General features: G+C 32.3%; 29 protein-coding genes and 1 tRNA gene. 14 read left to right on the top strand and 16 right to left on the bottom strand.

Annotated features, from left to right (window positions below):
* Position 1: 1 nt before the first annotated feature.
* Positions 2 to 604: a TetR/AcrR family transcriptional regulator gene (locus tag HNV10_RS13990; protein WP_173302018.1), complete on the bottom strand. Its 603-nt coding sequence runs from the start codon at positions 602 to 604 to the stop codon at positions 2 to 4.
* Between the two features lie 151 nt (positions 605 to 755).
* Here HNV10_RS13990 and HNV10_RS13985 point away from each other — a divergent pair, with 151 nt between their 5' ends.
* The 5 genes from HNV10_RS13985 to HNV10_RS13965 all read left to right on the top strand — a co-directional run bounded on the left by HNV10_RS13985 (position 756) and on the right by HNV10_RS13965 (position 4,682).
* Positions 756 to 1,730: a polyprenyl synthetase family protein gene (locus tag HNV10_RS13985; RefSeq protein ID WP_173302017.1), complete on the top strand. Its 975-nt coding sequence runs from the start codon at positions 756 to 758 to the stop codon at positions 1,728 to 1,730.
* Positions 1,730 to 2,080 carry a hypothetical protein gene (locus HNV10_RS13980; RefSeq protein ID WP_173302016.1) on the top strand — a complete coding sequence of 117 codons (351 nt, stop codon included), beginning with the start codon at positions 1,730 to 1,732 and terminating at the stop codon, positions 2,078 to 2,080. The genes HNV10_RS13985 and HNV10_RS13980 overlap by 1 nt, the downstream gene beginning before the upstream one ends.
* Positions 2,081 to 2,156: 76 nt before the next feature.
* Positions 2,157 to 2,591 (top strand): RrF2 family transcriptional regulator, encoded by a 435-nt coding sequence (locus HNV10_RS13975; protein ID WP_173302015.1) that lies wholly within the window; start codon positions 2,157 to 2,159, stop codon positions 2,589 to 2,591.
* A gap of 49 nt (positions 2,592 to 2,640) precedes the next feature.
* The gene (gene ric, locus HNV10_RS13970; protein WP_173302014.1) at positions 2,641 to 3,372 is read left to right on the top strand and encodes an iron-sulfur cluster repair di-iron protein; all 732 of its coding nucleotides are present in this window, start codon (positions 2,641 to 2,643) and stop codon (positions 3,370 to 3,372) included.
* A gap of 113 nt (positions 3,373 to 3,485) precedes the next feature.
* A complete protein-coding gene (locus tag HNV10_RS13965) occupies positions 3,486 to 4,682 on the top strand; it encodes a hypothetical protein (protein ID WP_173302013.1) in 1,197 nt (398 codons plus the stop codon).
* Here HNV10_RS13965 and HNV10_RS13960 read toward each other — a convergent pair.
* The 13 genes from HNV10_RS13960 to HNV10_RS13900 all read right to left on the bottom strand — a co-directional run bounded on the left by HNV10_RS13960 (position 4,652) and on the right by HNV10_RS13900 (position 16,373).
* Positions 4,652 to 6,652 (bottom strand): TonB-dependent receptor plug domain-containing protein, encoded by a 2,001-nt coding sequence (locus HNV10_RS13960; protein ID WP_173302012.1) that lies wholly within the window; start codon positions 6,650 to 6,652, stop codon positions 4,652 to 4,654. The two genes, HNV10_RS13965 and HNV10_RS13960, sit on opposite strands and share 31 nt — an antisense overlap.
* A 102-nt stretch (positions 6,653 to 6,754) precedes the next feature.
* Complete coding sequence (locus HNV10_RS13955) at positions 6,755 to 7,600, bottom strand: hypothetical protein (RefSeq protein ID WP_173302011.1); 846 nt, start codon at positions 7,598 to 7,600, stop codon at positions 6,755 to 6,757.
* A 99-nt stretch (positions 7,601 to 7,699) separates the two neighbouring features.
* On the bottom strand, positions 7,700 to 8,098 hold the full coding sequence (locus HNV10_RS13950; protein ID WP_173302010.1) for a hypothetical protein: 399 nt from the start codon (positions 8,096 to 8,098) through the stop codon (positions 7,700 to 7,702).
* A gap of 44 nt (positions 8,099 to 8,142) precedes the next feature.
* Positions 8,143 to 8,568: a hypothetical protein gene (locus HNV10_RS13945; protein WP_241695513.1), complete on the bottom strand. Its 426-nt coding sequence runs from the start codon at positions 8,566 to 8,568 to the stop codon at positions 8,143 to 8,145.
* A gap of 30 nt (positions 8,569 to 8,598) precedes the next feature.
* Complete coding sequence (locus tag HNV10_RS13940; RefSeq protein ID WP_115817051.1) at positions 8,599 to 9,381, bottom strand: ABC transporter permease; 783 nt, start codon at positions 9,379 to 9,381, stop codon at positions 8,599 to 8,601.
* Positions 9,374 to 10,081: an ABC transporter ATP-binding protein gene (locus tag HNV10_RS13935; protein ID WP_173302009.1), complete on the bottom strand. Its 708-nt coding sequence runs from the start codon at positions 10,079 to 10,081 to the stop codon at positions 9,374 to 9,376. Before HNV10_RS13935 ends, HNV10_RS13940 begins: the two co-directional genes overlap by 8 nt.
* Positions 10,075 to 11,310: a nitrous oxide reductase family maturation protein NosD gene (locus HNV10_RS13930; RefSeq protein WP_173302008.1), complete on the bottom strand. Its 1,236-nt coding sequence runs from the start codon at positions 11,308 to 11,310 to the stop codon at positions 10,075 to 10,077. Before HNV10_RS13930 ends, HNV10_RS13935 begins: the two co-directional genes overlap by 7 nt.
* A gap of 4 nt (positions 11,311 to 11,314) precedes the next feature.
* Complete coding sequence (locus tag HNV10_RS13925) at positions 11,315 to 11,752, bottom strand: nitrous oxide reductase accessory protein NosL (protein WP_173302007.1); 438 nt, start codon at positions 11,750 to 11,752, stop codon at positions 11,315 to 11,317.
* Positions 11,753 to 11,777: 25 nt separating this feature from the next.
* Positions 11,778 to 12,398 (bottom strand): hypothetical protein, encoded by a 621-nt coding sequence (locus HNV10_RS13920; protein ID WP_173302006.1) that lies wholly within the window; start codon positions 12,396 to 12,398, stop codon positions 11,778 to 11,780.
* Between the two features lie 151 nt (positions 12,399 to 12,549).
* Positions 12,550 to 14,520 carry a Sec-dependent nitrous-oxide reductase gene (gene nosZ / locus HNV10_RS13915; RefSeq protein ID WP_173302005.1) on the bottom strand — a complete coding sequence of 657 codons (1,971 nt, stop codon included), beginning with the start codon at positions 14,518 to 14,520 and terminating at the stop codon, positions 12,550 to 12,552.
* 28 nt (positions 14,521 to 14,548) lie between these two features.
* Entirely contained in the window at positions 14,549 to 15,115 is a 567-nt protein-coding gene (locus tag HNV10_RS13910; protein WP_173302004.1) for a fasciclin domain-containing protein, read from the bottom strand.
* A gap of 6 nt (positions 15,116 to 15,121) precedes the next feature.
* Positions 15,122 to 15,607 carry a c-type cytochrome gene (locus HNV10_RS13905; RefSeq protein WP_173302003.1) on the bottom strand — a complete coding sequence of 162 codons (486 nt, stop codon included), beginning with the start codon at positions 15,605 to 15,607 and terminating at the stop codon, positions 15,122 to 15,124.
* Between the two features lie 217 nt (positions 15,608 to 15,824).
* Positions 15,825 to 16,373 (bottom strand): alpha-ketoglutarate decarboxylase, encoded by a 549-nt coding sequence (locus tag HNV10_RS13900; protein ID WP_173302002.1) that lies wholly within the window; start codon positions 16,371 to 16,373, stop codon positions 15,825 to 15,827.
* A gap of 107 nt (positions 16,374 to 16,480) precedes the next feature.
* On the opposite strand from HNV10_RS13900, the gene HNV10_RS13895 reads away from it, so the two are divergent.
* The gene (locus HNV10_RS13895; RefSeq protein ID WP_173302001.1) at positions 16,481 to 19,237 is read left to right on the top strand and encodes a 2-oxoglutarate dehydrogenase E1 component; all 2,757 of its coding nucleotides are present in this window, start codon (positions 16,481 to 16,483) and stop codon (positions 19,235 to 19,237) included.
* A 44-nt stretch (positions 19,238 to 19,281) separates the two neighbouring features.
* On the top strand, positions 19,282 to 20,496 hold the full coding sequence (gene odhB, locus HNV10_RS13890; RefSeq protein WP_173302000.1) for a 2-oxoglutarate dehydrogenase complex dihydrolipoyllysine-residue succinyltransferase: 1,215 nt from the start codon (positions 19,282 to 19,284) through the stop codon (positions 20,494 to 20,496).
* A gap of 531 nt (positions 20,497 to 21,027) precedes the next feature.
* Here the strand turns inward: odhB and HNV10_RS13885 are convergent.
* Both HNV10_RS13885 and HNV10_RS13880 read right to left on the bottom strand, forming a co-directional pair.
* A complete protein-coding gene (locus tag HNV10_RS13885; protein WP_173301999.1) occupies positions 21,028 to 21,651 on the bottom strand; it encodes a response regulator transcription factor in 624 nt (207 codons plus the stop codon).
* Between the two features lie 64 nt (positions 21,652 to 21,715).
* On the bottom strand, positions 21,716 to 22,156 hold the full coding sequence (locus tag HNV10_RS13880) for a retropepsin-like aspartic protease (protein WP_173301998.1): 441 nt from the start codon (positions 22,154 to 22,156) through the stop codon (positions 21,716 to 21,718).
* A 36-nt stretch (positions 22,157 to 22,192) separates the two neighbouring features.
* Between HNV10_RS13880 and HNV10_RS13875 the strand changes: the two genes are divergently transcribed.
* The 7 genes from HNV10_RS13875 (at position 22,193) to HNV10_RS13845 (ending at position 26,570) form a co-directional block, all read left to right on the top strand.
* On the top strand, positions 22,193 to 22,960 hold the full coding sequence (locus tag HNV10_RS13875; RefSeq protein WP_173301997.1) for a TatD family hydrolase: 768 nt from the start codon (positions 22,193 to 22,195) through the stop codon (positions 22,958 to 22,960).
* On the top strand, positions 22,961 to 23,989 hold the full coding sequence (locus tag HNV10_RS13870) for an asparaginase (RefSeq protein ID WP_173301996.1): 1,029 nt from the start codon (positions 22,961 to 22,963) through the stop codon (positions 23,987 to 23,989). It begins immediately after the preceding gene.
* A 74-nt stretch (positions 23,990 to 24,063) separates the two neighbouring features.
* Positions 24,064 to 24,151: transfer RNA gene (locus HNV10_RS13865), tRNA-Ser, on the top strand.
* Between the two features lie 75 nt (positions 24,152 to 24,226).
* Entirely contained in the window at positions 24,227 to 24,994 is a 768-nt protein-coding gene (locus HNV10_RS13860) for a MotA/TolQ/ExbB proton channel family protein (protein ID WP_173301995.1), read from the top strand.
* Between the two features lie 11 nt (positions 24,995 to 25,005).
* The gene (locus HNV10_RS13855; RefSeq protein WP_173301994.1) at positions 25,006 to 25,452 is read left to right on the top strand and encodes a hypothetical protein; all 447 of its coding nucleotides are present in this window, start codon (positions 25,006 to 25,008) and stop codon (positions 25,450 to 25,452) included.
* Between the two features lie 6 nt (positions 25,453 to 25,458).
* Positions 25,459 to 26,094 carry an ExbD/TolR family protein gene (locus HNV10_RS13850; RefSeq protein WP_173301993.1) on the top strand — a complete coding sequence of 212 codons (636 nt, stop codon included), beginning with the start codon at positions 25,459 to 25,461 and terminating at the stop codon, positions 26,092 to 26,094.
* Between the two features lie 11 nt (positions 26,095 to 26,105).
* Entirely contained in the window at positions 26,106 to 26,570 is a 465-nt protein-coding gene (locus HNV10_RS13845; RefSeq protein ID WP_173301992.1) for an ExbD/TolR family protein, read from the top strand.
* The last annotated feature ends 43 nt before the right edge of the window (positions 26,571 to 26,613 follow it).

Genomic DNA, 26,613 nt, shown 5'->3' with positions numbered 1-26,613 from the left:
CTTATTTTTGGTTGGTATTTAATTGTGTTAGTTTTTCTAATCCTTTTGTGGAGCAAATGCCTCTTAAGTGGTATTCTAAATAATTATTCATTAACATCACCATCGAGAAATTCTCGCGAGGAAAAATGTTTTGGTCTTTTAAAGACACCATGCCATTAAAATAAAGTCGCGCTACAAAATCTATTTCTATAGAATCTCTATAAAGACCTTGAGTTACACCACGTTCTAAATTTTGTGTTACGCAGCCTAACATTTTTTGAAATTGCTTACCTTTTACAGAGGCATAGATCTTGGGATAATACTTTTGAAGTTGGTATTGTGGAGACGATTTCTCATCCTTAAGATTGTGCATTACAAATCTTTTAATTTCATAAACCTCTTCAATTGGGTTTTTATTTAACGCACAAATATTATCAATACCACAAGAAATATTTTCAAAAACATGCAAAGCTGTGGCTTCAACTAATTTTGTTTTATTCTGAAAATGCTGATATATGGTTTTTTTAGAAATACCCATTTCATTAGCAATATCATCCATGGTAACGCTCTTAAACCCTAAGTTTAAGAACAAGTCCGTAGATTTAAATATTATTTTTTCTTTCATTTTTTAAGTTCCGTTGGTTCGGAATCATTTTAATTATGGCGCAAACTTACAACAGGAAACTTTAAAAACCTAAAAAGTTTCCAAAGTTTTAATGATTTTTTAACATAGCCAACATTAGCTTAAAATATGTTTAAAACATTATTTTTGTCTCATGCAACAAATAGAACACTATCAAGAGTCGTTTCTAAACCATTTAGAAGGATTTACAGTACACAAAGAGCCAAAAAATTTATATAATCCTATTAACTATATATTAGAGTTGGGCGGAAAAAGGTTACGACCAGTTTTAACTTTAATGACGGCTGAGGTTTTTGGAGTAAACCCTCAAACGGCTATGGATGCAGCCTTATCTATTGAGGTGTTTCATAATTTCTCTTTAGTACATGATGATATTATGGACGATGCACCTCTACGTAGAGGCGAAGAAACTGTGCACGAAAAATGGAATCTTAATACAGGAATCCTCTCAGGAGACGCTATGCTTATTATGGCATATCAATTGTTTGAGAATTATGAGGCTGAAACGTTTCAGGCTTTAGCTAAACTTTTTAGTAAAACTGCTTTAGAAGTTTGTGAAGGTCAGCAGTATGATATTGATTTTGAAACTAGAGATGATGTTACCATCAATGAGTATCTAAAAATGATTGAATATAAAACAGCCGTTTTGGTTGGTGCTGCCATGAAAATGGGTGCTATTGTTGCTAAAGCGTCTAAAGAAGACCAAAATTCTATATATGAATTTGGAAGGCTTTTAGGAATTGCTTTTCAGTTACAAGACGATTATTTAGATGCTTTTGGTAATCCTGAAACTTTTGGAAAACAAGTAGGAGGCGATATTATTGAAAACAAAAAGACCTATTTATATCTTAAAACGATGGAATTAGGAACCAATGAAGATGAAAAGGAATTTTTGTTTTTGATGCAGAACAATGTGTTATCTAATGAAGACAAAGTTAAAGCTGCTAAGCAATTTTTTGAGGATACTGGTGCAGCCAAAACAACGCAAGAAGCCGTAAAAGATTACACCAATAAAGCCTTTAAAGTTTTAGAAGGTTTAAATATACCTGAAGACAAAAAACAATTACTTAGAGTATTTGGAGAACAATTAATGACCAGACGTGTTTAATGAGTTTACCATCGAATTTTGAAGATTTAATTTCTGAAGCCGAAGGTTTAAGCTTGTACAAAAAACTTATTATTCAGCTTAATAAAGATTTGTTGTACGCTAATATTGATTTAGAATTTGATGAAGAAACGTTGCCAACAAGTTTAAAGTTTGTGTTGCAAGAAACCGTTTTTAACCTCATAAATTCTAAATTTTCAGACTATCTTAATTTACTTTATATCGTAGATGTTTCCGAAGCTAAAGTTAGAAGTTTAGATGGTGGTGATACATTAAAATTATCCGAAGATGTTACGTTTTTAATTCTTCAACGCGAATGGCAAAAAGTGTGGTTTAAAGCAAAATATTCTTAATAATAAATTATATCGGATAAAATTATCTCATATTAAAATAATTAGTATTTTTGTATTATAATTTAGTCTCAAAAATATGTTTTCTAAAGCTTGTGAATATGGAATTAAAGCCGCAATTTTTATTGCTGTAAACTCGTCTGAAAACAATAGAGTTAGTCCAAAAGAAATCTCGGAAGAGATAGATTCACCACAAGCATTTACAGCCAAAATTTTACAAGCCTTAGTAAAGAATAACGTCATAAAATCAGTAAGAGGTGCTTATGGTGGATTTGAAATAGATAAGGATAAAATAGCAACTATAAAATTAGCTCAAATAGTTTACGCTATTGATGGAGATGGTATTTATAATGGTTGTGGATTAGGACTACATACTTGTAATGAAAATCATCCTTGTCCTGTACACGATAAATTTAAAGTGGTAAGAGAAGAATTAAGAGACATGCTAGAAAATACTACGTTAGATCAATTGGCTTCAGATATTAAATCTGGTGTATCATTTTTAAAAATCTAAAAAAATTTGAATATAAATAGGATAAATTTATCCGAAATAAAATTATAATATGGAAACACTTCAAGAAAAAACAACAAAAGAAATAGGACAGTATGTTGCAGATGATTTTAGAACAGCAGCAATTTTCTCTAAATACAAAATTGATTTTTGTTGCAATGGCAACAGAACAGTAGAAGAAGCTTGCAACAAAAAAGGCATTGATAGCACTATCTTATTAGATGAATTAAACCAAGTTTTAGATTCTAAAAGTGGTGAAAGTATAGATTATAAATCTTGGCCATTAGATTTGTTGACTGAGTATATAGAAAAGAAGCACCATAGATATGTAGAAGAGAAGATTCCTGTATTGCTTCAATTTTTAAATAAATTATGTCTTGTGCATGGCGAACGTCATCCAGAATTATTTAAAATCAATGAATTGTTTACAGCTTCTGCAGGCGAATTAGCATCACATATGAAGAAGGAAGAATTGATTCTTTTTCCTTTTGTAAAAAGAATGGTAAACGCTACTCTAAAAAATGAAGCGATTCAATCTCCACAATTTGGAACTGTTGAAAATCCGATTGAAATGATGATGGAAGAACACGATACAGAAGGACAACGTTTTAGAGAAATAGCAGAATTAACGGATAATTACAATCCACCAGCAGATGCTTGTAATACTTACAAAGTAACGTATGCGATGTTAGAAGAATTTGAAAAAGATTTGCATTTACATATTCATTTAGAAAACAACATATTGTTTCCGAAAGCTATAAAATTAGAACAACAATTTGGTTAATAGCAATCCCTAATTAATTTCTACTTTTGAAAAAAATCCTGAGATGTTTTCCCTAAACATTTTGGGGTTTTTCTTTTTATAATCCTTAAATTTCTAATTCGTAAATTCAACCGATGCCAAAAAAGTTAGTAGTCATATGTTTAATTAATTTTCTCATTGCTGCGCTAATGGGTTTGGCATTACGCTTTTCATCTCTTGAAGCCATTGGTTTAAATTTTAGATTTCTAACACACGCACATTCTCATGTTGCTATGTTGGGTTGGGTGTATTTAATGTTATATACGCTATTTGTACATTACTTTATTCCAAAGCAACCTAAAGTTTTCAATCGATTATTTTGGTTAACGGAATTGGCTGTGGTTGGTATGATGCTAAGTTTTCCGTTTCAAGGTTATGCTGCCATTTCCATTTTCTTTTCAACGCTGCATATTTTTTGTAGCTACTACTTTGCATATCTCATTTTTAAACATCATAAAACCAATGCTGTAGTAAGTGAAAAACTATTAAAAACGTCACTCATTTTTATGGTGGTTTCTACTATAGGTGTTTGGTGTTTAGGTCCTGCAGTTGCAAGGCTTGGACAAGCTTCTGCGTTTTATCAAATTGCGATTCAGTTTTTTTTACATTTTCAGTTTAATGGTTGGTTTTTAATAGCTGTGGTTGCTGTCTTTTTTCATCTTTTAAAGGTTGAAGATTCTAAACAATTCAGACATTTTTTTACATTATTAATAATCTCGACGGTATTAACATTTGCATTACCCATACAATGGTTTTTGCCACATCAATCGTTGCTGTTTATTAATGGATTAGGTGTGGTGCTTCAAGTTGTAATGCTATATAAATTCATTCAACTTATAAAACCTAAATTAGAGGTTTTGATGACTAATGCGCATAAGCTTATGAAGTATATGTTCATGTTTGCGCTAATTTGTTTTGTCTTAAAAGTAGTGTTTCAATCCCTTTCTATTTTACCTGAGTTTTCGGCAGTTGTATATGAGCATCGCAATTTTGTAATTGGATTTATTCATTTACTAATGCTTGGCGTGATTTCAGGATTTCTATTTGCGTTTATTTTAAAGAGTGGCTTGGTAACCAACTCTAAAAGCCTAACTGTTGGCATATATAGCTTTGTTTTAGGATTTCTTTTAACCGAAATATTATTATTAATTCAAGGAATAATGTTCTTTTATGGTATAGGCATACTTCCTAATTATTATCTGCTACTATTTCTGTTTAGTGTCTTTTTGCCTTTAGGAATTGGTTTTATTTTATTCAATATTTACGGAAACACAAAAGACAAATTCACATAAAAATTACGTCCTTGTCTAGGGAAGTTATTCCAATCTGCATAGGTAGAATATTTAGTGTCTAATATGTTTTCAATACCATATTTTAATACAGTTTTTCCGAATTTATTATGGAAAACGTTTCCTAAATTAAGATTTAGAATCGCATAATCAGCAGTTTCATTTTCACCATACTTGCTACTATAATTACTTTGGTTTCCGTTACCATCTAATTGCAATGCAGCATTAAATTTAGGTGTATTGTAGTTGAATTCAGCAAAGTAAGAAAACGGTTTTATGAGTGGTAAATTTTCACCATCATTCCCTTTTCCGTAATTGTAGCCAACCGTTCCGTTGATTGCAAAACGTTCCGATAGTTTATAACTACTATTTACATACGTATTAAAAATAGAGGCATGGTCTAAAGCGGTATAAACTCGCACACCATTTGCACCAATAGTCATTGAGCTTACGTCTGGCGCAATCTCACCAATAATATAATCCATAATATGGAAGTAGGATGATTCTATACCAATTTCAAAATCGTTGAAATTCTGTTTAAAGCTAAAGTTCGCTTCTACGGCTTTTTCGTTCTTTAAATTTGGATTGCCTATGTAATCGTAATTATCAAAACTGTTGAATAAGAAAAAGCCATAACCTTCACTAACGGAAGGTGCGCGTTCGCCATAACCTAAACCAACAGATAGATTGTAATTCTCTTTTTTAAGTTGATATGCAGACGCCAAACTCACCAAAAATCTATTTTTTTGGTCATCTACAGTATCATGAAAAATTTGAAGACTTTGTACACCAACTTCTTCTGCTATTTTGTTATTGTGATAGCCTAAGCGTATAGAAGATGCGAGTGTTTCATGGGCACTAAAATGAAAATCATCTTTAATAAAAATACCAGAATATAGTGTTCTAATATCTGGCCAAGTGTACATAAACATGTCCGGTTCGCTTGGGTTATTAGAAAACATGGTCATTTCCGCAAGAGATTTATTATAGAATCCATTAAGGTTAAGTGTGAAGTGATGTTTGTTTTTCATCAGTTCGGCTTTACTATAAAATCCATACGTATCGCTCCAACCTGGCATGTCCATTCTTATAGCAACAACAGGTCGCTTGGTATCATCCATAATATGCGTTATGGTATTAAAATACAATTTGGTTTCTAAAGATTTTAAGGCTTTATCTTCTGGTTTGTAGTAATGCGTTAGTGATGCAATTAAAGCTTCAGCTAAAGACACATCCATTGGCAAAGCAGGATAACCTACATCTGTAGCTTTATCATAAATAAGGTTAGCATCTATGCTTTGAGTTTCCGAAAATTTGTAGCCCGTTTTTAATGAGATATTATACTTTTCGAATTGAGAATATAAGATTTCTTCATTGCCACCTGCATCATAATTATCAGATTTTCTATAAATACCATCTGCGCTAATAAAGAATTTATTGCCTGTGTATTCTAAATCTAGTCCTGTTGCTTTATAGTTGCCATTGGTTTCATAACCTAAGTCTAATCCAGATTTAAAGCCAGAACCATTAAATTTAGAGGATGGTAATTTTAAATCAATGCCACCACCAATTGAATGTCCGTTTTCTGTGCCTTCTTGACCAGAACCAATAGATACTTTTTCGAGATTAGAAACATCGACGTAAGACGTTATTGGGTCCATTTTATCTGTACAGGCACCAAAAATTTGCATACCATCGATAGTCACTACCAAACGCTCGCTTGCCATGTTGTTAATGGTTGGTTCCCAAGCGTAGTTACCACGTTTTATCATGGTTACTTTATTAGATTTTTCAAGATAGTCATCTATGCTAGACAGTGTTTTTTCTTGTCTGTGATTGCTTAATTTACGTCGAGAGATTACAAGGACTTCTTCTAATTTTGTGGTGTCTTTTTTTGCCTCGTTATTGTTATCTTGGGCAAATCCCAAAGAAGACAATAGCAGACATAGAATGACTGTTATTAGCGTTTTCATAGCTAAAAATTTTAGTGTTTACAATGTTTTTGAAAACCTATTTGTCATATTGAGCGTAACAAAAATGTATTTTAATTACGCTCAATAGACAGTAGGAATAATTTAGAATTCTAATTCTAAATACAAGCTACTCGCTTCGTTTTCATCGGTAACGTCTTCGCCTTTTAAAACATCATCATCAGTGTTCATTAACTTTAGGTTTAGTTTCCAGTAACCAGTCATTGTTAATGATAAATCGCCATAATAGAAATTATCGGCATTATTGTAAGTTAAATCTGTATTGTTAGGTGAGGTGTGATTTCCCATACCTGGCATACGTGGGTCTAAAGCGATAGTATAATCTTCAACAACAGGAAAAGTCATCATGTTTTCCATTTTAAACAAACCAACTTTCATTTCGTTTACAGCAATACTTGGGTCTTTTGGTTCAATTAACGCTAAGATATATTTTGTGCCATCGCTACCCATAAAACTCGCTGTATTTTGGTTCTCATATTGCATTACAGAGATAGTTTCAGTAACAGAATAATCTGTACCATCTATATTATAGTTTAAAGTTAATGACCAACCAGAACCATCTGTATTTGTCATTTGGTAGATGATAAAACCTTCATAAACGGTATCTTTTCCTAAAGCTTTTGAAATTGTTGATTTGGGCGAAGAATGTTCCATAGTTGGCATTTGCATCATTGGCATCCAAGAAAGGGTAGCGTCTTCAATATAGCTATCTGTTGTGTTGTCTTTAATTCTAAGGCTAATCATATTGTAGCCAGTTTCAAACATGCCTTTTTCGTTGTAAAGCTCTATAGTTTCATTGCCATTTACAATGGTTTGAATAAGTTCTAAGCCTTCAACTTCATTAACTATTGTTGTGTTATCGTCGTTGTCTGTTGAACATGAAAAGAATAATGCAATAAATGCGATTGGTAATAAATATTTAAGTTTCATTTTAAAGTGTTTAAGTTATTTTTAAATGTAAGTATCCTGTTTGAAGCCGATTTGGTTTCAAAAAATAGAAGTTTGCTCTAAGTAGAGCTTCAAAAAAAATTAACTTAAATCTGGTGGAGGCGTATGGATAGAATAAAAGCCAGAAATAGGTTGTTTTATTCTGTAATGTGCGTTGTTTTGGAATCTTGATAATTGATTGAAATTATCAATGGTGTGGTTTGCAGTTTCATAAATAACAAAAACGTCTAAGCGCGTTCTGTCAGTGGATGGTAATGGTGCGTCTGAGCCAGAATCTGTGTTACTCTGTGCGAGTTGCTTTGCTAAATGACATTTACCATTACAACCTTTTTGGTCGTCTTTTTGAATACAAAGCGTTTTAGCAATAAAATCTTGGTTCACCACAAAATCGGTTACAATAACCACATTGTTAATATTGTTCGCTAATAAAACGAACGTTAAAAACAAGGCAATGGCTTTATATATAACCTTTAATATCATAGTGCTAAATTCGGACTATTTTGTCCTTAATTAAATGATTTTTATCAGTTAATCTTAAAATATTCAAAATAAGTGGCTGTTAAGCGTTGCAAATTTGTCACTTTTTTCTCTAATTCTGAAGTGTTTTCTACATCTTTTATATCTGTAATTTCTTCTAAAATAGGAACGAGTACCACATGAAGCTGGTCGTGTGCTTCACCTTCCATATCGCAGCTTTTTATAATATAGCTTGTTTGTTTTGAAAGTACGTCGCCTAATACTTTTCCACTTGTTGAAGTATTATTCTTTAAAATAGAATCAATACGCTTCATGCCAATATGAGTTTCTTCATTAGCAATCCACTTTTCGTTATTGTTGAGTGCTAAACCTTCTAGTTGAATTGCTGAATGTATTTCAGGCTTAACAGTTTCGTTTTTACAACCAAAAGTTAATGCTAATAGCAACGTGATTATTACATATTTTATTGTCATGATTCTAAATATTGAGATACTAATTATTGACTAAAAATCTTTTTTCTTTGATTTGAATACGATGCGTAAAACAGGCATCACAACCCAAATGGTAAGCATTACAAACGATACAATTAACCCAAAACTTGTTCCGAAAAATTGTTTGAAAACAGCTCCAGTATAACCTAATAAGGCTGAAATGTCTAATTTTAAAAGGATAAGCGTTCTCGATAAATCTATGGGATTTAACATTGTACCAATAAGCGATACTTTATCTAGTGGGTAATCTTCAAATAAAATTAGTGTCATTAAAAAGAGTCCATCATAAATAACGGCCAAGAACAACCAAAGTAAGATGGCATAACCAAAGCCTTTAATTTTATTCTCATTAGATAACGCAATGTTGAACGCTAGAGCGGTAAAAATTAAGGTCAAAAATGTACCAGTTATTAGTAAAAGGGAAAAGTCCCAAATTGCGCTGCTTTCAAACAAACCGTAGAACACAAAAGGAATACCTAATCCTAAAATTAAACTCATAGATAATGATAAAGCAACACCTAAATATTGTCCTAAGAATATGGACGAACGTTTAATAGGTTGTGCTAAAAGTAGCTCGGTAAATTCTTGTGAATTATAATAATACATCACACCAAAAATGGTGCCTATTAATGGTACTAAAACGATGATGACATTCATTAAAGTAATAACTGCTTTTGATAAATCGTTATTCAAAAACAACAAGACAACACCTAATAGTAAATAAAAGGCGAAATACACGTAACTCCAGCGACTACGCATAAGGTCGTAAAAACTATATTTTAATATCTTAAGCATGGTTATCGGTTAATATAGACGCAATCGCATGTTCAAAATCGGGTTGATTGGTCTTGGTTTTTAATTTTTGAATAGAGCCTTTAAAGTAAATTTTACCTTCTAGGATAAATACAATTTCATCTGAAATTTCTTCAACAAAACTCATGATGTGTGAGGTAATAATAACTGTTTTTCCTTTGGCTTTTTCTGCTTTAATTAAATCTTTTAATCTAATGAGTGAAATTGGGTCTAAACCTGTGGTTGGTTCGTCTAAAATAATTAACGGACTATCAAACATAAAAGTTAAAACGAGATTCACTTTTTGCTTAGTTCCACCGGAAAGATTACCTAATTTTTTGTCTAAAAAAGGCTCTAATCTAAAAAGCTCAATTAAGCGTTCATCTTCATTGGTTGGTTTACGTAAATCCTTAATCATTTTGATTAATTCTTTAACACGTAGGTTACTCGGAAAGTTGGCTATTTGCGGTAAATAATCAATTTTATGTCTGTATTCAGAATTCTTTTTAATGTTTTTGCCAAGTACAGTGATGTTTCCTTTATCTGGAATTACCATACCCAAAACCGATTTTATCAAAGTGGTTTTACCTGAACCATTAGGTCCAAGTACAGCGAAAATTCCCCCTTCGTTAATGTTGAGGTCAACACCACTTAGCACTTGGTTTTTACCGAATTTTTTATGTAGATTTTCTATGGTTACCATGTTAGTTTTTTTATTTGTGGGTTGTTGTCCAATAAATCATCTGGTGTAAAAACAGGTGATACCTTTTCAGAAAAGTCAATGATATCTATAAACATACTTCGCAGTAAAATGATGGTTTCTGGCGTACGATTTACGATATAAGAAAAGAGTTTTACTGGTCGGTAAGGGATATCTCCAATACCATTTTTATCTAAGTCGTAGCCTGTGTAACTGCTCCAGTAATTTTTATCGAAAACATTGTCATTAACATTACTGTTGTAGGCGATATCAAAAGAGTTGTATAGAAAATTATTTTCCGTAAACGTATTGGCATAGCAAGCACCTTTTACTTTAATAGCCCAACCGTTATTTGAGAAACTATTGTGTTTGTATGTAATACGGTTAGAGCCTTCTATGTTGATACCAATAGTATTGTTTTCAAAAGTGTTTCCAATAATTTCGGCATCATTTATTTCTTTTAATAGCATGCCATAAGAAGCGGTTCCCCAATTTTCTTTAAAAAGATTGTTATACATTTTTATACGTTTAGAAAACATCACAGCGACGCCTGCACCATTGTTTTCGAAAGTATTATCTTGATAAATGTCATCATTAGAAAACATAAAATGTAATCCGTAACGCACATTTAGGGTGCTAATATTGTTTTTAATTAAGCAGTCGTCTGAGAATTCTAAGTAAATTCCATCTCTTACATGTTCAACATAATTGAGTTCAATTTCTACATTTTTACTATACCATAACTGTATACCATTTCCAGAATTATATTCTTCTACAGCATCTCCAATTATTTTGTTATGATATACTTTTCCATCAGTTGATTTTTCGATGTAAATACCGAAGAATAATTTTTCTAAGACTAAATTCTGAATAACAAAGTTTTTGCTATTTTTAACCCTAATAGCAGCATAATCTTCAGTGTAGCTATTGCCAACGTTTATGATAAATAAACCATCCACTGTTACGTTGTCTGCTTTTATAGTAATGATTTCCCCTTTTTTTTCACCATCAATTACTGGGTAATTTTCGCCAATAATGGTTAATGATTTATCTATAAAGATTGAGTGTTCTTTGTAAGTACCTTTTTTAATGATTATAGTATCTAATTCTTTAGCCTGAGTAATGGCATCTTTTAAAGTTGAAACAGGACATGTTTTACAAACCTCAATGGTTTGGGCAATACTAGTGTTAGCTATAAAAATAGCTATAATAAAAACAATTAAATTTTTCATGTTACTAGTCTTTAAAATGTGCTAGTAATTCTGTCCATGAATAGAGTTTTCCGCCTTTTTCTGCTTGTATTTTTTCTGCTTCAGATTTATTCTCGAAAGCTGTTAAAAAAGCTCCCATTGGACTTGGGATGTTTTTACTTATTATATATGTTGCTTTAGTAGCGTCAGTTAATGCTTCTGGTTTTGAAAAATAATTTGTGAGGTATAATTCTATTTCCGACGTATCAAATTCATCGAAATAATTAATCATACATTCTGTTGCATCAAATTTATAAACTTTACCTTTTTTGGTAATAAACTCTGTGGCATGTACTTTATCTACAATGGTCATTTTACAAAAGTGACAACCATCGCTTCCATATTCTATGGGTTTTGGTGATACATTACAACTTGAAAAAATTAGCAGTAATGTAAGTATTGAATAGTGTTTTAGTGTTTTCATTTTTTTAGTGTTTTATAATGTAAAACTAGGATGTTGTTTTCTTTAAACTCGTTTTTCGGCCTAGCCAAAAAGCAAAAAGTGTTAAAGACATACCAATAAACATTAAATATCCTCCTGTATGTGGTAATGAAGTAACATCAAAATTTAAAAGTTTTTTAAAACCAATTAATGGTGGTTTGTAAGACATTGGTGTGCCATCAGGATTTGTAACTTTTATAATTGCGTGTGAATCTAAATTGCCACCATAATCTGCTAACCAATTATTAAAATCATACATGCCTAATACTCCTAAAATAGACATTAGAATAAACCAACCGAGAAAAAACTTATAACTTACTTTATCAAAGAAGCTCATTAAGCCAATAATAATACCTAAAAAAGCCATACCTAATATTACTTTAGGAAAAACTGCGAATTCCCACATTTCTTCGGCTTTTGGAATGGTTTTCATCCCAATATAATGATTTAATCCGTCAATATTTTGTAAATCGAATTCGGATACACCTTTTATACCATCAATATGTATATTCATTCCTAAAGGTTCTGGATATTGAGGTGCTCCAAGCATAATATTCCATAAAGGAAATTTAAAAAGTCCTAATAACAGTAATGAACCAATTATCATTATAATGCTAGCCTTTTTCATGATGTGTAATATTTAATATTCTTTTCAGTGAGGTTTCTGCGTAAACAGAATAAAGTGTTTTAAAAAAGAAAGGCGAGAGCGAAAACTCAACTCTCGCCTTAATTAGAGAAATAAACACTAAAACAAAATTTCTCTAATTCTTCAAATTAATTTACTCAATATCTTCTCCTAGAGACCACTTAATTGGCACATCTGAATCTGCAGCAGAAACTCTTATGTAACCTTGCATCTCTTGGTGTAATGCAGAACAGAAATCTGTACAATAGAATGGCCAAACACCAACTTGTTTAGGTTCCCAAACAGATGACTTTGTTTGTCCTGGCATTATAAGTAATTCTGAATTGTTTTGACCAAGTACCGCAAATCCATGTGGTACATCAAAATCTTGCTCTAAATTAGTAACGTGGAAATATACTTTGTCTCCTACTTTTACACCTTCAATGTTATCTGGTGAGAAGTGACTTCTAATGGTCGTCATATAGATATGTACTTCGTTTCCGTTTCTTACTACTTTAGTATCAGCATCAGATTTAGCAGCATATGGATGCTTGTTATCTGCTAACTTATAGATTTTTTGAGATTGTTCTTTAATGATACTTGCTTCCATTGCAGCAGCATAATGTGGTTCTCCATGTGTAGGGAAATCTAATAGTAATTCCATTTTATCTCCAGAGATATCATACAATTGTGCAGAATGTTCCATTTCTGGACCTGTTGGTAAATAACGGTCTTTTGTTATTTTATTCATTGCAAACATGTATTTACCTTGTGGTTTTCCAGAATTTCCTCCAGGAATTGTTAAGTGACCAACAGAGTAATATGTAGGTTTTCTATCTATAACTTCCCATGTTCCTATTTTCCATTTTACAACTTCAGAAGAAATAAAGAATGTAGTATATGCGTTTCCTTTTCCATCAAACTCTGTGTGTAATGGTCCTAATCCTGGTTGCTCTACAACGCCAGCTAAGACATCTTCAAAGTTTAAAATTGGAATGCCGTAAGCTTCACCTGCAAATTTCTCTTTTTCAATAGCATCTAACATTTTTGTAAATGAATGCACTGTTAAGTTTGCAGATAATTTTCCGTTACCTACAATGTATTCTCCAGAAGGATCTACATCACAACCATGTGGTGATTTTGGTGTTGGAATAAAATAAACAGCTCCAGGAACATCAATTGGGTTAACAACACGCACTTCTTTTTTCATAGTAGAAGTTGCTGTATGTGTATGCTCATCATAAAGATTATGAGCATAATTAGCTGGCATCATTTTTCCACCACCATTATTAACGTACTCTTCAATTTTTTTCCAGTTTACAGCTGCGATAAAATCTTTATCATTTTGTGAAGCGTTAACTTCTAATAATGTGCTAGCTTCTTCAGTATTATATGTTGTAAAGAAGAACCAACCGTGAGATTTTCCACGTCCAGGATGTGATAAATCGTAGTTAAAACCTGGCATTAATACCTGGAATTTAATATCCATGTTACCAGTTTCTGGTGCTACACTAATAAAAGATAAGGCACCTTGAAAGTTTCCTTTGTAATCTTTAATTGGCATATCGCGTTGTGGAATTGGAACAGAAAAACGTGTTCCTGCAACTACATATTCTGTGTTTTCTGTTACAAATGAAGAACTGTGGTTACCAGCACTATTTGGAACCTCAATGATTTCTTCGGTTTCAAATGTGGTAAGACTAATTCTTGCAATACGAGGTGTGTTGTTTTCATTTATAAAAACCCAACGTCCATCTAACTCTCCTTTTGATTGAGAAATATCTGGATGGTGAGAATCTCCCCAAGGTACAAATCCGTGAGATGTGTTTAACATTGGTTTTGTTTCTTCAGAATAACCATAGCCAGAGGTTGCAAATTGAGAGAAAACAGGGATTTCTTTAAACATTCTACCAGATGGCAATCCGTAAACAGTAACGTTACCACTATATCCACCAGAAATGAATGCGTAATGTGAATCGTATTCTCCTGGTGCTACGTATACTTTTTCTGCAATATTGTTAGACAACGCTCCAGACTTACCTCCAGATTGGTTGCCATTATTACAACTGGTAAATCCTAAAAGGATAACGAGCATTGCAATACTTGATGTTATTATATTTTTCATTTTGTTTAAATATTAAGTTAGTTATTAATTATTCTGTTGGAGGTAATAAAACTTTGTCTATAACATGGACAATTCCGTTACCAGCTTTTATACTAGCCAATATTTTAGCTCCTCCAATCATTGGTTCTCCATCTACTACTTCTACTTTTACATAGCCATTATTAGCTTGACCTAGTTTTTTAAATTTCTTTAAAAAGTCTTTAGAATAGTTACCAGGTGTCACATGATACTTTAAGATATTAGCTAAAGCATCTTTGTTTTCTGGTTTCAGCAAATTTTCTACTGTTCCTTCAGGTAAGGCTGCAAATGCTTCATTTGTAGGAGCAAATACCATTAATGGTCCTGCGTTTACTAATGCATTTTCTAATTGAGCAGCTTGCACTGCAGCAACTAAAGTAGTGTGGTCTTTAGACCCAATAGCAATACTTAAAACAGTAGTACTGCCATCATCTTCAATAAAGGCTTGGCCAGTTCGTTTTGTAGTTTCTGTTTTTGCTTCTGATGACGTGGTTGAAGCGTCTTTGTTCGCATCCTTGCATGAGCTAAAAAGAGCCACAATTGCAAAGGCTACAAACAGGTTTTTGGTTAGTTTCATAAATTATTATTTTAAAGTTCTAAAGTATTCTAATATTGCTCTGGCATCTTCTTCAGAAAGACCTTGGTTTGCCATTGGTGCTCCATTAAATTCTAATAACAAATCTTTGGCTAAAGGATCTTGTTTTATCATTTCTTCAGGATTCAAAATCATATTCATTACCCATTCTGGACTTCTTCTAGATAAAATGCCAGTGGGTGCAGGTCCAATGAATTTTTTGTCTGCTTTGTGGCATGCTGTACACATTTTTGTGTAAACATCCATTCCGTGTTTAGCCATCTCTTGATCAACTTCTGCTGCTAAGGTTACAGATGTTATTGGTCCGACTCCTTTATTAGAAAGTTCAACTCGTTTAGAAGCAGGTTCTTTCTTTTCAGTTTTTACAGGCGCTTTTTTACCGTAGCCTGGTTCTTCTTTCTTTTTGTCATCACCTCCACAACTAACTAAAGTTGCTATAGCGATCATTGTTAAGAATTTTAGTGATTTTTTCATTGTTTAATGATTTAAGTTTTGGCAAATGTAGATTTCTAATAATGTAAAAAACATGATAATTATCATAAATGGGATAAATTTGTCTTATTTAAAAATTAGGCACAAAAAAATAGCTATAAAGTTCAGACTAAAAGAATATTAAGCTATTTAATAATTTTAAAAAAAATAAAAACAGGTGTGTATTTATTAAATTTATAGAGATGAAGTATTCGCTTAATTAAAAATAAAACCGTACAAATGGCATCCAAGCCTCAGAGTAGATGCTTTTATCTTTATCATAGAGCACATCGTATCTAATGCCAAAGGTCACATTATTACTAGAGTATCCAACACCTAAAAATAACGCAGGATACCAATAATCATCATCAGAATTTGAAACGTATCTTTCGTCAAAATTTCGGCTTACATGTAATTGTTCAAATTCTGTAGAAAGTTGAACTTGTTCGTAAGGATTAAATAAGCCAATAACACTGCCTCCTAAAACCGTGGATTTAAAAAAGTCTTTTTGAGAACTATACGAGAAATTGAGACCAACACCTGTAGCAATATAAGGACTAAACCTATATAATGCGTTTGGTGAAACAGCAGTACTAAAAAAACCATTACCAAAATTTAAACCTAAACCGCCTCCAAACTCAACATTATTCCAAAATGTGCTTTTTGTTTTTGCATCTTGTGCAAATGAAAATAAAGTAAAAAAACATAGTATAAGGATACTTAATTTGGTTTTATTATTGTTGAAATGCTTAGAATATGAGATAGTCATAATAGTTTTTTGATTTTGTTATAAATATAATAAAACCTTATCTATTTTTTCTAAAAGTTGTATTTTTGGCTAAATTATGTTGAAACGACAATGTCTCAAAAAGTATAATGGATAAATATTCCTTTCTCAACGCAGCACATACAGCATACTTTGCTGATTTGTACGACCAATATTTAAAAAACCCTGATTCTGTAGAACCGAGTTGGCGTGCCTTTTTTCAAGGTTACGATTTTGGCTCAGAAAATTACGGAATGGAAGGTGAAATTGTAGAAGGTGTATCTACTCAAATACCAGAACAACTTCAAAAAGAATTTCAAGTCTTAAAACTGATTGATGGTTATAGAAGTAGAGGGCATTTGTTTACTAAAACCAATCCGGTTAGAGCAAGACGTAAATATGCACCTACTTTAGAAATTGAAAATTTTGGATTAAGTCAGACTGACTTAAATACTACTTTTTCTGCTGGTGAGATTTTGGGTATAGGCACTGCGACGCTTCAAACCATTATAGATCATTTAGAAAGTATTTATTGTGATTCAATTGGTGTAGAGTATATGTATATACGTCAACCAGAGGAAATAGAATGGTTACAAAATAAATTGAATGTTAATGATAATCATTCAAAATTCACACCTGACGAGAAAAAATATATTCTTAAAAAACTAAATCAGGCCGTTTCGTTTGAATCATTTTTGCACACCAAATATGTAGGTCAAAAACGTTTTTCTTTAGAAGGTAACGAATCTCTAATCCCAGCCGTTGATGCCATTATTGAAAAAGCTGCAGATGAAGGTGTAAAGGAATTTGTAATGGGAATGGCACATAGAGGTCGTCTGAGTACATTAACTAATATTTTTGGAAAATCTGCTAAAGATATTTTTAGCGAGTTTGATGGTAAAGATTACGAAGAAAAAGTATTTGATGGCGATGTAAAATACCATTTAGGTTGGACGAGTAATCGCGAAACATACAACAATAAAAAGATTAATTTAAATATTGCGCCTAATCCATCGCACTTAGAAACGGTAGGTGCTGTTGTGCAAGGTATAACAAGAGCTAAACAAGATAAAGAAGATATTACAGATGCTTCTCAGGTTCTACCAATTGTTGTGCATGGAGATGCTGCCATTGCAGGCCAAGGACTTGTTTATGAGGTTGTGCAAATGGCAAAGTTAGATGGTTATAAAACTAATGGAACCATTCATATTGTAGTTAATAATCAAATAGGTTTTACTACCAATTATTTAGACGGTCGCTCTAGTACATATTGTACTGATGTCGCTAAAGTTACCCTTTCGCCTGTTCTTCATGTTAATTCTGATGATGCTGAAGCAGTGGTACATGCCGCACTTTTTGCACTTCATTTTAGAATGAAATTTAAACGCGATGTTTTTATAGATTTGTTAGGTTATAGAAAATATGGACATAATGAAGGTGATGAGCCTAAATTTACGCAACCACTTTTATATAAAGCCATAGCTAAGCAAAAAAACCCAAGAGATATTTATGCACAAAGATTATTAGAAGAAGGTGTTATAAATGAAGGGTATGTTAAACATATTGAAAAGAAATATAAAGAATCTTTAGAGGAAAAATTAGAAGATTCGCGTAAAGAAGATAAAACTGAAATTACTGCTTTTATGCAAGAGGAGTGGAAAGGTTTTACCAGAGTTACAGAAAATAAAATGATGGAACAGGTGGATACAACAGTATCTAAAGATGTTCTAAAAGATATTACTAAAGTTATCTCTAATCTTCCTACAGATAAAAAGTTTATTCGTAAAATTCAAAGATTAATTGAATCTCGTCAAACAATGTTTGATGAAAATAGATTGGATTGGGCAATGGCTGAGCATTTGGCTTATGGTTCTTTGTTAACGGAAGGTTTTAATGTTCGAATTTCTGGGCAAGATGTTGAACGTGGTACATTTTCGCATCGTCATGCCGTAGTAAAAGTAGAGGATAGTGAAGAAGAAATTATCTTATTAAAAAATGTATCTCAAGACCAAGGTCAATTCAATATTTTTAATTCATTATTATCAGAATATGGTGTTGTTGGTTTTGATTATGGTTATGCCATGGCTAGCCCTAATACATTAACCATTTGGGAAGCGCAATTTGGAGATTTTAGTAATGGAGCTCAAATTATGCTAGATCAATATATTTCTTCTGGTGAAGATAAATGGAAGACTCAAAATGGTTTGGTAATGCTATTGCCACATGGGTATGAAGGTCAAGGAGCAGAGCATTCTTCGGGTCGTATGGAGCGTTATTTGCAAATGTGTGCCAAAGACAATATGTTTATTGCAGATTGTACAACACCAGCAAATATGTTTCATTTGTTACGTAAACAAATGAAAGCTAATTTTAGAAAGCCGTTAATTGTATTTACGCCAAAGAGCTTGTTGCGTCATCCAAAAGTTGTGTCTTCTGTAGATGAATTTGTAAACGGAAGTTTCCAAATGTTAATTGATGATGAAAATGCAAAAGCAGAAAAAGTAAAGACTTTAGTTTTTGTTACAGGTAAATTCTACTATGATTTATTAGAAGAACAAGAAAAGCAAGGAAGAGAAGATATTGCCTTGGTTAGAATTGAGCAGTTGTTTCCGTTACCAGTAGAAAATATTAGAGAAATTATTAAAAAATATAAAAATGCAGACGATTTAGTTTGGGCACAAGAAGAGCCTAGAAACATGGGTGCATATGCTCATATGTTAATGCATTTAGATGAAGCAAAACAATTTAGAGCAGCAAGTAGAAGACCGTATGGTGCACCAGCAGCAGGTAGTTCTACGCGTTCTAAAATAAGACATAAAGAAGTTATAGATTACGTTTTTGATAAAACCAAGAACAACCAGAGATAAAAAATAAAACAACTCAAATTAGAGCTTAAACAAAAATAAAGCCCATGATTTTAGAAATGAAAGTACCTTCGCCAGGCGAATCAATTACTGAGGTAGAAATCGCAGAATGGTTAGTGGCAGATGGAGATTATGTTGAAAAAGACCAGGCCATCGCTGAGGTAGATAGCGACAAGGCGACTTTAGAACTTCCTGCAGAAGCTAGTGGAACAATAACACTAAAAGCAGAAGAAGGTGATGCCGTTGCTGTTGGAGCCATTGTATGTTTAATTGATACAAGTGCTGCAAAACCAGAAGGAGGAGAAGCACCCAAAAAAGAAGCTAAAAAAGAGGAAGCACCTAAAAAAGAAGAGCAAAAACCAGTTGCAACAAAATCTAAAACATACGCAACAGGTACTGCAAGTCCGGCTGCAAAAAAAGTGTTAGCTGAAAAAGGAATTGATGCAAGTTCTGTTTCTGGTACAGGTAAAGATGGTAGAATAACAAAAGAAGATGCTATAAAAGCAGTACCATCAATGGGAACTCCAACAGGTGGAAACAGAGGAACTACGCGCAGTAAAATGTCAATGTTACGTCGTAAAGTAGCAGAACGTTTAGTTGAGGCTAAAAATACAACTGCAATGTTAACCACATTTAATGAGGTTAATATGACGCCAATCTTTGAATTGCGTAAACAATACAAAGAAGACTTTAAAGCAAAACATGGCGTGAGTCTTGGGTTTATGAGTTTCTTTTCTTTAGCTGTGGTTAGAGCATTAAAAATGTATCCAGCGGTTAACTCAATGATTGATGGAAAAGAAATGTTGACTTATGATTTTGTTGATATAAGTATAGCAGTATCTGGTCCAAAAGGATTAATGGTACCTGTAATTAGAAACGCAGAAAACCTAACCTTTAGAGGTGTTGAGTCTGAAGTAAAACGATTAGCATTACGAGCAAGAGATGGACAAATCACTGTTGATGAAATGACAGGTGGAACATTTACTATTACAAATGGTGGTGTTTTTGGTAGTATGTTATCCACACCTATTATTAATCCACCTCAGAGTGGTATTTTAGGAATGCACAATATAATACAACGTCCTATTGCAGTAGATGGTAAAGTTGAAATTCATCCAATGATGTATGTTGCTTTATCTTACGATCATAGAATTATCGATGGAAAAGAATCAGTTGGTTTCTTAGTAGCGGTAAAAGAAGCATTAGAAAATCCTGAAGAATTATTGATGGACAATAATGTGAAGAAGGCATTAGAGATGTAAGTCAAAAGAAAAGAATAAAATTAAAAAGCGCAACTCCAATAGAGTTGCGCTTTTTTGTTCCTAACTAACAATAGAACAACGAACTAACTAATGAGTTTAACTAAAGAAATTTACTGCAATATTCGCAGATATTACGATGATGGAACTAACGATTAATAACGCGATAAAAAGTTTGTCTCGTTTTGATGTTTCATTTTTAATTGTTTCCATAGTTTTAATTGTTTTAGTAGCTCTTAATTATAATGTATAATCCAGAGCATTAAGAATTTAACTTAAGGTGTTGATTAATAGCTGATGTAAAGTTGCAAATAAAAATGAAGCAAAACTATACGTAGAACTACGTATTTTTTGGGTTTTTTAAATGAAAAAGCCTCGAACAGATGTTCGAGGCTTTAATAATCCCCTAAGAACTAATTATTAGCTCGTTATTAACCCTTAATTAATAACAATGAATAAGTCGATTATAACTCAATCACTAAGGTAAAGGTCATAAATAAATAGATATAATGCTATACGTAGATCTACGTATATTTAGAGGTATTCAGAGTTTTCTTTTGCGAACAAATACAAACTTGTTGATTTTGAGTCTAATGCAAGTTTTTTTCTAATATGACTTTTATGTTTTTCTACAGTTCTAGAAGAAATAAATAGCTTTTTTGCTATTTCAGAGGCCGTTTTGTTGTCTCCAACAAGCTTTAAAATCTTAATTTCGGCTTCAGTTAATGTTTTTAATTTAATTGGTCCTTGATTTATTTTAATATAGGAAATCAATTCTGGACTAAAATATGGTTTATTGTTAATTACAGAAGAAATACAGTTTTCAATTTCATCTAATGCAAATTCTTTTAAGACATATCCATACACATCTAGTGCTCTTGCTTCGTTATATGTTTTTTCGTCTTTTTCAAATGTAATAAGTACAATTTTTGTGTTAATGTTTGCTGCTTTACACTTTTCGGCAATTTGTAAACCATCTAGGAAAGGCATTTTAATATCTAAAATTGCTATATCTGGCTTGTGTGCTTTTATCAAGGTGAGTGCTTCTTTTCCATTTTTAGCACTCGCAAGAACATTATAGTTCTTTTCTATTAAAAAATCTTTTAGACCTTTAAGTACAAGAGGGTGGTCATCTGCAATAATAATGTTAGGGTTCATCTTTGCAATTATTTCTTTAGCTATTAGTTTTAAAGATAATAAGAATCATTAATTTAAAAGAAAATTATAACTTTAAATACAGGTATTTTTTTTCATAATCAATAATAGCCTTGCCTTTTTTTAAAACATCTGCACCAATAATTCCGTCTACAGGTTCTGCGTTATGGTTAATTAAACCATTGTTAACATGAGAAAGATTAAACAAAATTATTGAGAGCTTGTTTTTCTTCCATTTACCAACTTTGATAGTGTTAGATTTAGAAATTTGAGTCAACATATCAGATGCACCAGCACCAACGGCTTTAATTTTAGAATCTTTTACTTTAAGATTAAAACGCTCAATAGCTTCAAAACCAACACAGCTGTTTGAGGCGCCTGTGTCTAAAATAAAGCGACCTTTAATACCATTAATTGACGCTTTAATTTCAAAATGATTTGTTTTTGTAAACTTTAGTTTAATTTTAGAATAGCCTTTATTTATAAGAAAGTCTTTAAGTGTTTCCATTTTTCAATTTTTGTAAATATAACTTACTTTTACAACATGATTATAACAGATACACATACACATTTATATAGTGATGCTTTTGATGAAGACAGAACGGAAGTGGTTAGAAGAGCTATTGAAAAAGGTGTAAAACGTTTTTTTATTCCTGCGATAGATTCTACCTATACAGAATCTATGTTACAACTCGAAAAAGATTTTCCGGAGCATATGTTTTTAATGACGGGTTTGCATCCAACTTCAGTTAAAGAAAATTATAAAGAAGAGTTGGCTCATGTTGAAGAACAATTAAAAAAAAGAAAGTTCTGTGCCATTGGTGAAATAGGAATAGACTTGTATTGGGACACCTCTACTTTAGCTATTCAAATAGAAGCTTTTAAGCATCAAATTAATTTGGCTAAACAATATAAGTTACCCATTGTTATTCACTGTAGAGAGGCCTTTGATGAAATCTTTAACGTTTTAGAAGAAGAAAAGTCTGATGACTTATTTGGTGTTTTTCATTGTTTTACAGGCAATATAGAACAAGCAAAAACAGCTATTTCTTATAATATGAAATTAGGAATAGGAGGTGTAGTGACATTTAAAAATGGTAAAATAGACCAATTTATTAACCAAATAGACTTAAAACACCTAGTTTTAGAAACAGACTCGCCATATTTAGCACCAAAACCTTACAGAGGAAAAAGAAATGAAAGTTCTTATATATGTAAGGTTTTAGAAAAATTGTCGGAACTTTATGGAATTAGTGAGGACGAAATTGCTAGTATTACAACAGAGAATTCAAAGACAATATTTGGTATTTAAATGACAAGACAACCTCATATCCTATTAATATATACTGGTGGTACTATTGGTATGATTAAAGATGCTCATACAGGAGCTTTACGAGCATTTGATTTTACGAGTTTATTAGATAAAATTCCCGAATTACACTTATTAGACTGTTCTATTGAAACGATATCTTTTGAAGAACCAATAGATTCCTCCAATATGAATCCTAAGTATTGGGGAGATATTGCAACTATTATAGGAGATAATTATTTAAAATTTGATGGATTTGTAGTGTTACACGGTAGTGACACCATGAGTTATACTGCTTCAGCATTAAGTTTTATGTTAGAGAACTTGGCAAAACCTGTAATTTTAACGGGTTCGCAATTGCCAATAGGTGATTTAAGAACCGATGCCAAGGAAAATTTAATTACTTCAATTGAAATGGCATCTTTACAAAAAGATGGGCTGCCAATAATTAGAGAAGTTGGTTTATATTTTGAATACAAACTATACAGAGGCAATAGAACCACAAAATTAAGCGCTGAGCATTTTGAAGCTTTTGAGTCACTCAACTATCCTGTTTTAGCCGAATCTGGAGTACATTTAAAAGTTAATTTAGAATTTCTATTAAAACCAAAGCCTAGTTCTAAATTAATTGTACGTACAGCAATGAATTCTGATATTGGTGTCTTAAAATTATTTCCTGGTATTTCAAGACCAATTTGTGAGGCGATTTTTTCTAGTAAATTAATAAAAGGACTGATAATTGAGACTTATGGATCAGGTAATGCAACCACCGAGTCATGGTTTATAGAATTATTAAAAAAAGCGATTAAAAATGGTCTGCATATAGTAAGCGTTACACAATGCATTAGAGGAAGTGTAAATATGGGGCAATATGAGACCAGTACACAGCTGAAAACCATAGGAGTAATATCTGGAAAAGATATGACAACAGAAGCTGCAATTGCTAAAATGATGTATCTTTTAGGGGTTAATTTAGAGGCTAGTTTATTCCAAAATTATTTTGAAACATCCTTACGAGGAGAAATGTCTTAAAAATAGTGTTATAAATTTTAGAGTTTGAAGAATTTTTCGTTATTTGGCTGTTCGTAATTTTTAATTAAATTTACAGAGAGGTGGCCGAGTGGTCGAAGGCGCACGCCTGGAAAGTGTGTATACTCCAAAAGGGTATCGAGGGTTCGAATCCCTTTCTCTCTGCTCATATTTTATGCGATAATTACATAATTTTTTTTATCTTTAACACTTTAACTAATAAAATTAAGAATCAGAACAATGAAAAGATTATTTTCTATCCTTGCCATAACATGTTTAATGGCCATCGGAACTGTTAATGCCAATGCAACAACAGCGTTTGCAAGTGCAACAACAACTGTAACAAGTGTAACTCAAGACGACGCTCCTGCTGAAGACTTGACGTTTCACCAAGAATTAAAAAAGCGTTTTATAGAAGGTGGTCCAGGCTTTATGGGTATTGTACTACTATGTTTAATTCTTGGATTAGCGATAGCTATTGAGAGAATTATCTTTTTAAACCTTTCAACAACAAACACAAAAAAATTAACTCAAAATGTAGAAGATGCACTTAACTCTGGTGGTATCGAAGCTGCGAAGGAAGTTTGTAGAAATACAAAAGGACCTGTTGCTTCTATATTCTATCAAGGTTTAGATAGAGCAGAGGAAGACATCGATGCAGCTGAAAAAGCAGTTGTTGCTTATGGTGGTGTACAAATGGGACAATTAGAGAAAAATGTGTCTTGGATTTCATTATTTATTGCTTTGGCACCAATGCTTGGTTTCATGGGTACGGTAATTGGTATGATTTCTGCCTTTGATAAAATTGAAGCTGCTGGTGATATGAACCCTTCTTTAGTAGCAGGTGGTATTAAAGTAGCACTTTTAACAACAGTATTTGGTCTTATTGTGGCTATTATACTTCAAGTTTTTTATAATTATATCATTTCTAAAATAGATAGTATAGTAAATGATATGGAAGATGCATCAATTACATTGATGGATTTATTGGTAAAACACAAAAAATAAGATTTTAAATTATGAATTTTAAAACTATATCAAAAATACTAGTAGCCATACTCGGGCTTTTAGGTATCATTTTCTTAGCGCGTATTGTAGCTGCAGGAGATGAAGCTATAAAGACCGGAGGAGAAGATGGGCTAGTAGATCCGATGGCTTATATAGCATATGTCATTTTGGCCTTAGTATTAGCATTTGTAGTGTTTTTTGTGATAAAAAACTTGTTTACAGATACTCGTGGGCTTAAAAATACAATAATAGGAGTGGGAGCATTTGCTGCTGTATTACTTATATCTTATTTAGTTTCTGGTGGAGACCTTAAGAAATATGCCCTTCAAGAAGGTGGTTTTGCAACGGATAGCACTTCACAATTAGTAGGCGCTGGTTTAACAGCTTTTTATTTATTGTTGGCTGTTGCTGCAGGAGCTATGATTATTGCAGCTGCAAAGAAAATAATTAGTAAATAGAGTATTATGGCAAAAAGAGCAGCACCCGAAGTGAACGCAGGATCAATGGCTGACATTGCTTTCTTATTACTTATCTTTTTCTTAGTTACAACAACCATCGAAAAAGATAAGGGATTATTAAGAAGTTTGCCACCTATTGATGACTCGCAAGTAACGCCTCCAATAATTAAACAAAAGAATCTTTTTACTGTTTTAATAAATCGTAATAACCAATTGTTAGTTGAAGACGAGCAAATGGATATTAAGAATTTAAGACAAGCAGCAATTGATTTCTTAGATAATGGAGGAAGCACAAATGCGGCAGGAGAGTCTTGTACTTATTGTAAAGGAAAAGGTTTAGCGGATTCGTCTGACCATCCTGATAAGGCAATTATCTCTATGAAGCATGACAGAGAAACTTCTTACGAGCAGTACATGGATGTACAAAATGAATTAGTGGCGGCTTATAACTTTTTAAGAGAACGTGAAGCGGCAAGACTGTATAAAAAGTATTATCCAAATGCAGATAAAGTGTTTACTGCAATGTTAGAAGAGAAGGAAAAGAATCAATACAGTAAGGATGAGGTACTTAATGAACGTATAGAGAACGTTAAGTCATTATTCCCTATGAAATTGTCTGAAGCAGAACCTGATAAAAATTAAAAGAAACAGATATGTCTAAATTTAGAAAAAAAGATAAAGGTGAATTGCCGGCGATTTCAACGGCTTCACTACCAGATATTGTTTTTATGTTACTTTTCTTTTTTATGGTAGCAACGGTAATGAGAGACAGTACTTTAATGATTGAAAATAGTTTGCCAAGTGCAGATCAAGTAGAAAAATTAAAAAAGGATAGAACTGTTTTTATTTATGGTGGTAAACCAAATTCTCAATATAAGCAATTTGGTACTGAGCCTAGAATTCAGTTTAATGATGCTTTTATTGGTGTAGAAGATGTAAGAGCTTCTGTTATTCAGGCTATTTCAGAACTTAATGAAGAATTACAAAGTAAAGTTGTTATTGGTTTAAAGGTAGATAAGAATACCAATGCTGGTTTAGTATCAGATATAAAGCAAGAACTACGTAAAGCTAATGCTTTAAAAGTAATGTACATTGCAAATACAAAAACTCAGAATTAAAACATTATAATTCTTAGTTTTATAGATATAACGTCCTGAGTAA

This window comes from Winogradskyella litoriviva (assembly GCF_013249065.1).
Lineage (GTDB): Bacteria > Bacteroidota > Bacteroidia > Flavobacteriales > Flavobacteriaceae > Winogradskyella > Winogradskyella litoriviva.
Note: the sequence above shows the minus strand (reverse complement) of the source record. Positions and strands in the feature narration are given on the sequence as shown.

Excerpts from the sequence above, each read along its gene's own strand:
- HNV10_RS13990 (WP_173302018.1), bottom strand. The coding sequence starts at position 604 with ATGAAAGAAAAAATAATATTTAAATCTACGGACTTGTTCTTAAACTTA.
- HNV10_RS13985 (WP_173302017.1), top strand. The coding sequence starts at position 756 with ATGCAACAAATAGAACACTATCAAGAGTCGTTTCTAAACCATTTAGAA.
- HNV10_RS13980 (WP_173302016.1), top strand. The coding sequence starts at position 1,730 with ATGAGTTTACCATCGAATTTTGAAGATTTAATTTCTGAAGCCGAAGGT.
- HNV10_RS13975 (WP_173302015.1), top strand. The coding sequence starts at position 2,157 with ATGTTTTCTAAAGCTTGTGAATATGGAATTAAAGCCGCAATTTTTATT.
- ric (WP_173302014.1), top strand. The coding sequence starts at position 2,641 with ATGGAAACACTTCAAGAAAAAACAACAAAAGAAATAGGACAGTATGTT.
- HNV10_RS13965 (WP_173302013.1), top strand. The coding sequence starts at position 3,486 with ATGCCAAAAAAGTTAGTAGTCATATGTTTAATTAATTTTCTCATTGCT.
- HNV10_RS13960 (WP_173302012.1), bottom strand. The coding sequence starts at position 6,652 with ATGAAAACGCTAATAACAGTCATTCTATGTCTGCTATTGTCTTCTTTG.
- HNV10_RS13955 (WP_173302011.1), bottom strand. The coding sequence starts at position 7,600 with ATGAAACTTAAATATTTATTACCAATCGCATTTATTGCATTATTCTTT.
- HNV10_RS13950 (WP_173302010.1), bottom strand. The coding sequence starts at position 8,098 with ATGATATTAAAGGTTATATATAAAGCCATTGCCTTGTTTTTAACGTTC.
- HNV10_RS13945 (WP_241695513.1), bottom strand. The coding sequence starts at position 8,568 with ATGACAATAAAATATGTAATAATCACGTTGCTATTAGCATTAACTTTT.
- HNV10_RS13940 (WP_115817051.1), bottom strand. The coding sequence starts at position 9,381 with ATGCTTAAGATATTAAAATATAGTTTTTACGACCTTATGCGTAGTCGC.
- HNV10_RS13935 (WP_173302009.1), bottom strand. The coding sequence starts at position 10,081 with ATGGTAACCATAGAAAATCTACATAAAAAATTCGGTAAAAACCAAGTG.
- HNV10_RS13930 (WP_173302008.1), bottom strand. The coding sequence starts at position 11,310 with ATGAAAAATTTAATTGTTTTTATTATAGCTATTTTTATAGCTAACACT.
- HNV10_RS13925 (WP_173302007.1), bottom strand. The coding sequence starts at position 11,752 with ATGAAAACACTAAAACACTATTCAATACTTACATTACTGCTAATTTTT.
- HNV10_RS13920 (WP_173302006.1), bottom strand. The coding sequence starts at position 12,398 with ATGAAAAAGGCTAGCATTATAATGATAATTGGTTCATTACTGTTATTA.
- nosZ (WP_173302005.1), bottom strand. The coding sequence starts at position 14,520 with ATGAAAAATATAATAACATCAAGTATTGCAATGCTCGTTATCCTTTTA.
- HNV10_RS13910 (WP_173302004.1), bottom strand. The coding sequence starts at position 15,115 with ATGAAACTAACCAAAAACCTGTTTGTAGCCTTTGCAATTGTGGCTCTT.
- HNV10_RS13905 (WP_173302003.1), bottom strand. The coding sequence starts at position 15,607 with ATGAAAAAATCACTAAAATTCTTAACAATGATCGCTATAGCAACTTTA.
- HNV10_RS13900 (WP_173302002.1), bottom strand. The coding sequence starts at position 16,373 with ATGACTATCTCATATTCTAAGCATTTCAACAATAATAAAACCAAATTA.
- HNV10_RS13895 (WP_173302001.1), top strand. The coding sequence starts at position 16,481 with ATGGATAAATATTCCTTTCTCAACGCAGCACATACAGCATACTTTGCT.
- odhB (WP_173302000.1), top strand. The coding sequence starts at position 19,282 with ATGATTTTAGAAATGAAAGTACCTTCGCCAGGCGAATCAATTACTGAG.
- HNV10_RS13885 (WP_173301999.1), bottom strand. The coding sequence starts at position 21,651 with ATGAACCCTAACATTATTATTGCAGATGACCACCCTCTTGTACTTAAA.
- HNV10_RS13880 (WP_173301998.1), bottom strand. The coding sequence starts at position 22,156 with ATGGAAACACTTAAAGACTTTCTTATAAATAAAGGCTATTCTAAAATT.
- HNV10_RS13875 (WP_173301997.1), top strand. The coding sequence starts at position 22,193 with ATGATTATAACAGATACACATACACATTTATATAGTGATGCTTTTGAT.
- HNV10_RS13870 (WP_173301996.1), top strand. The coding sequence starts at position 22,961 with ATGACAAGACAACCTCATATCCTATTAATATATACTGGTGGTACTATT.
- HNV10_RS13860 (WP_173301995.1), top strand. The coding sequence starts at position 24,227 with ATGAAAAGATTATTTTCTATCCTTGCCATAACATGTTTAATGGCCATC.
- HNV10_RS13855 (WP_173301994.1), top strand. The coding sequence starts at position 25,006 with ATGAATTTTAAAACTATATCAAAAATACTAGTAGCCATACTCGGGCTT.
- HNV10_RS13850 (WP_173301993.1), top strand. The coding sequence starts at position 25,459 with ATGGCAAAAAGAGCAGCACCCGAAGTGAACGCAGGATCAATGGCTGAC.
- HNV10_RS13845 (WP_173301992.1), top strand. The coding sequence starts at position 26,106 with ATGTCTAAATTTAGAAAAAAAGATAAAGGTGAATTGCCGGCGATTTCA.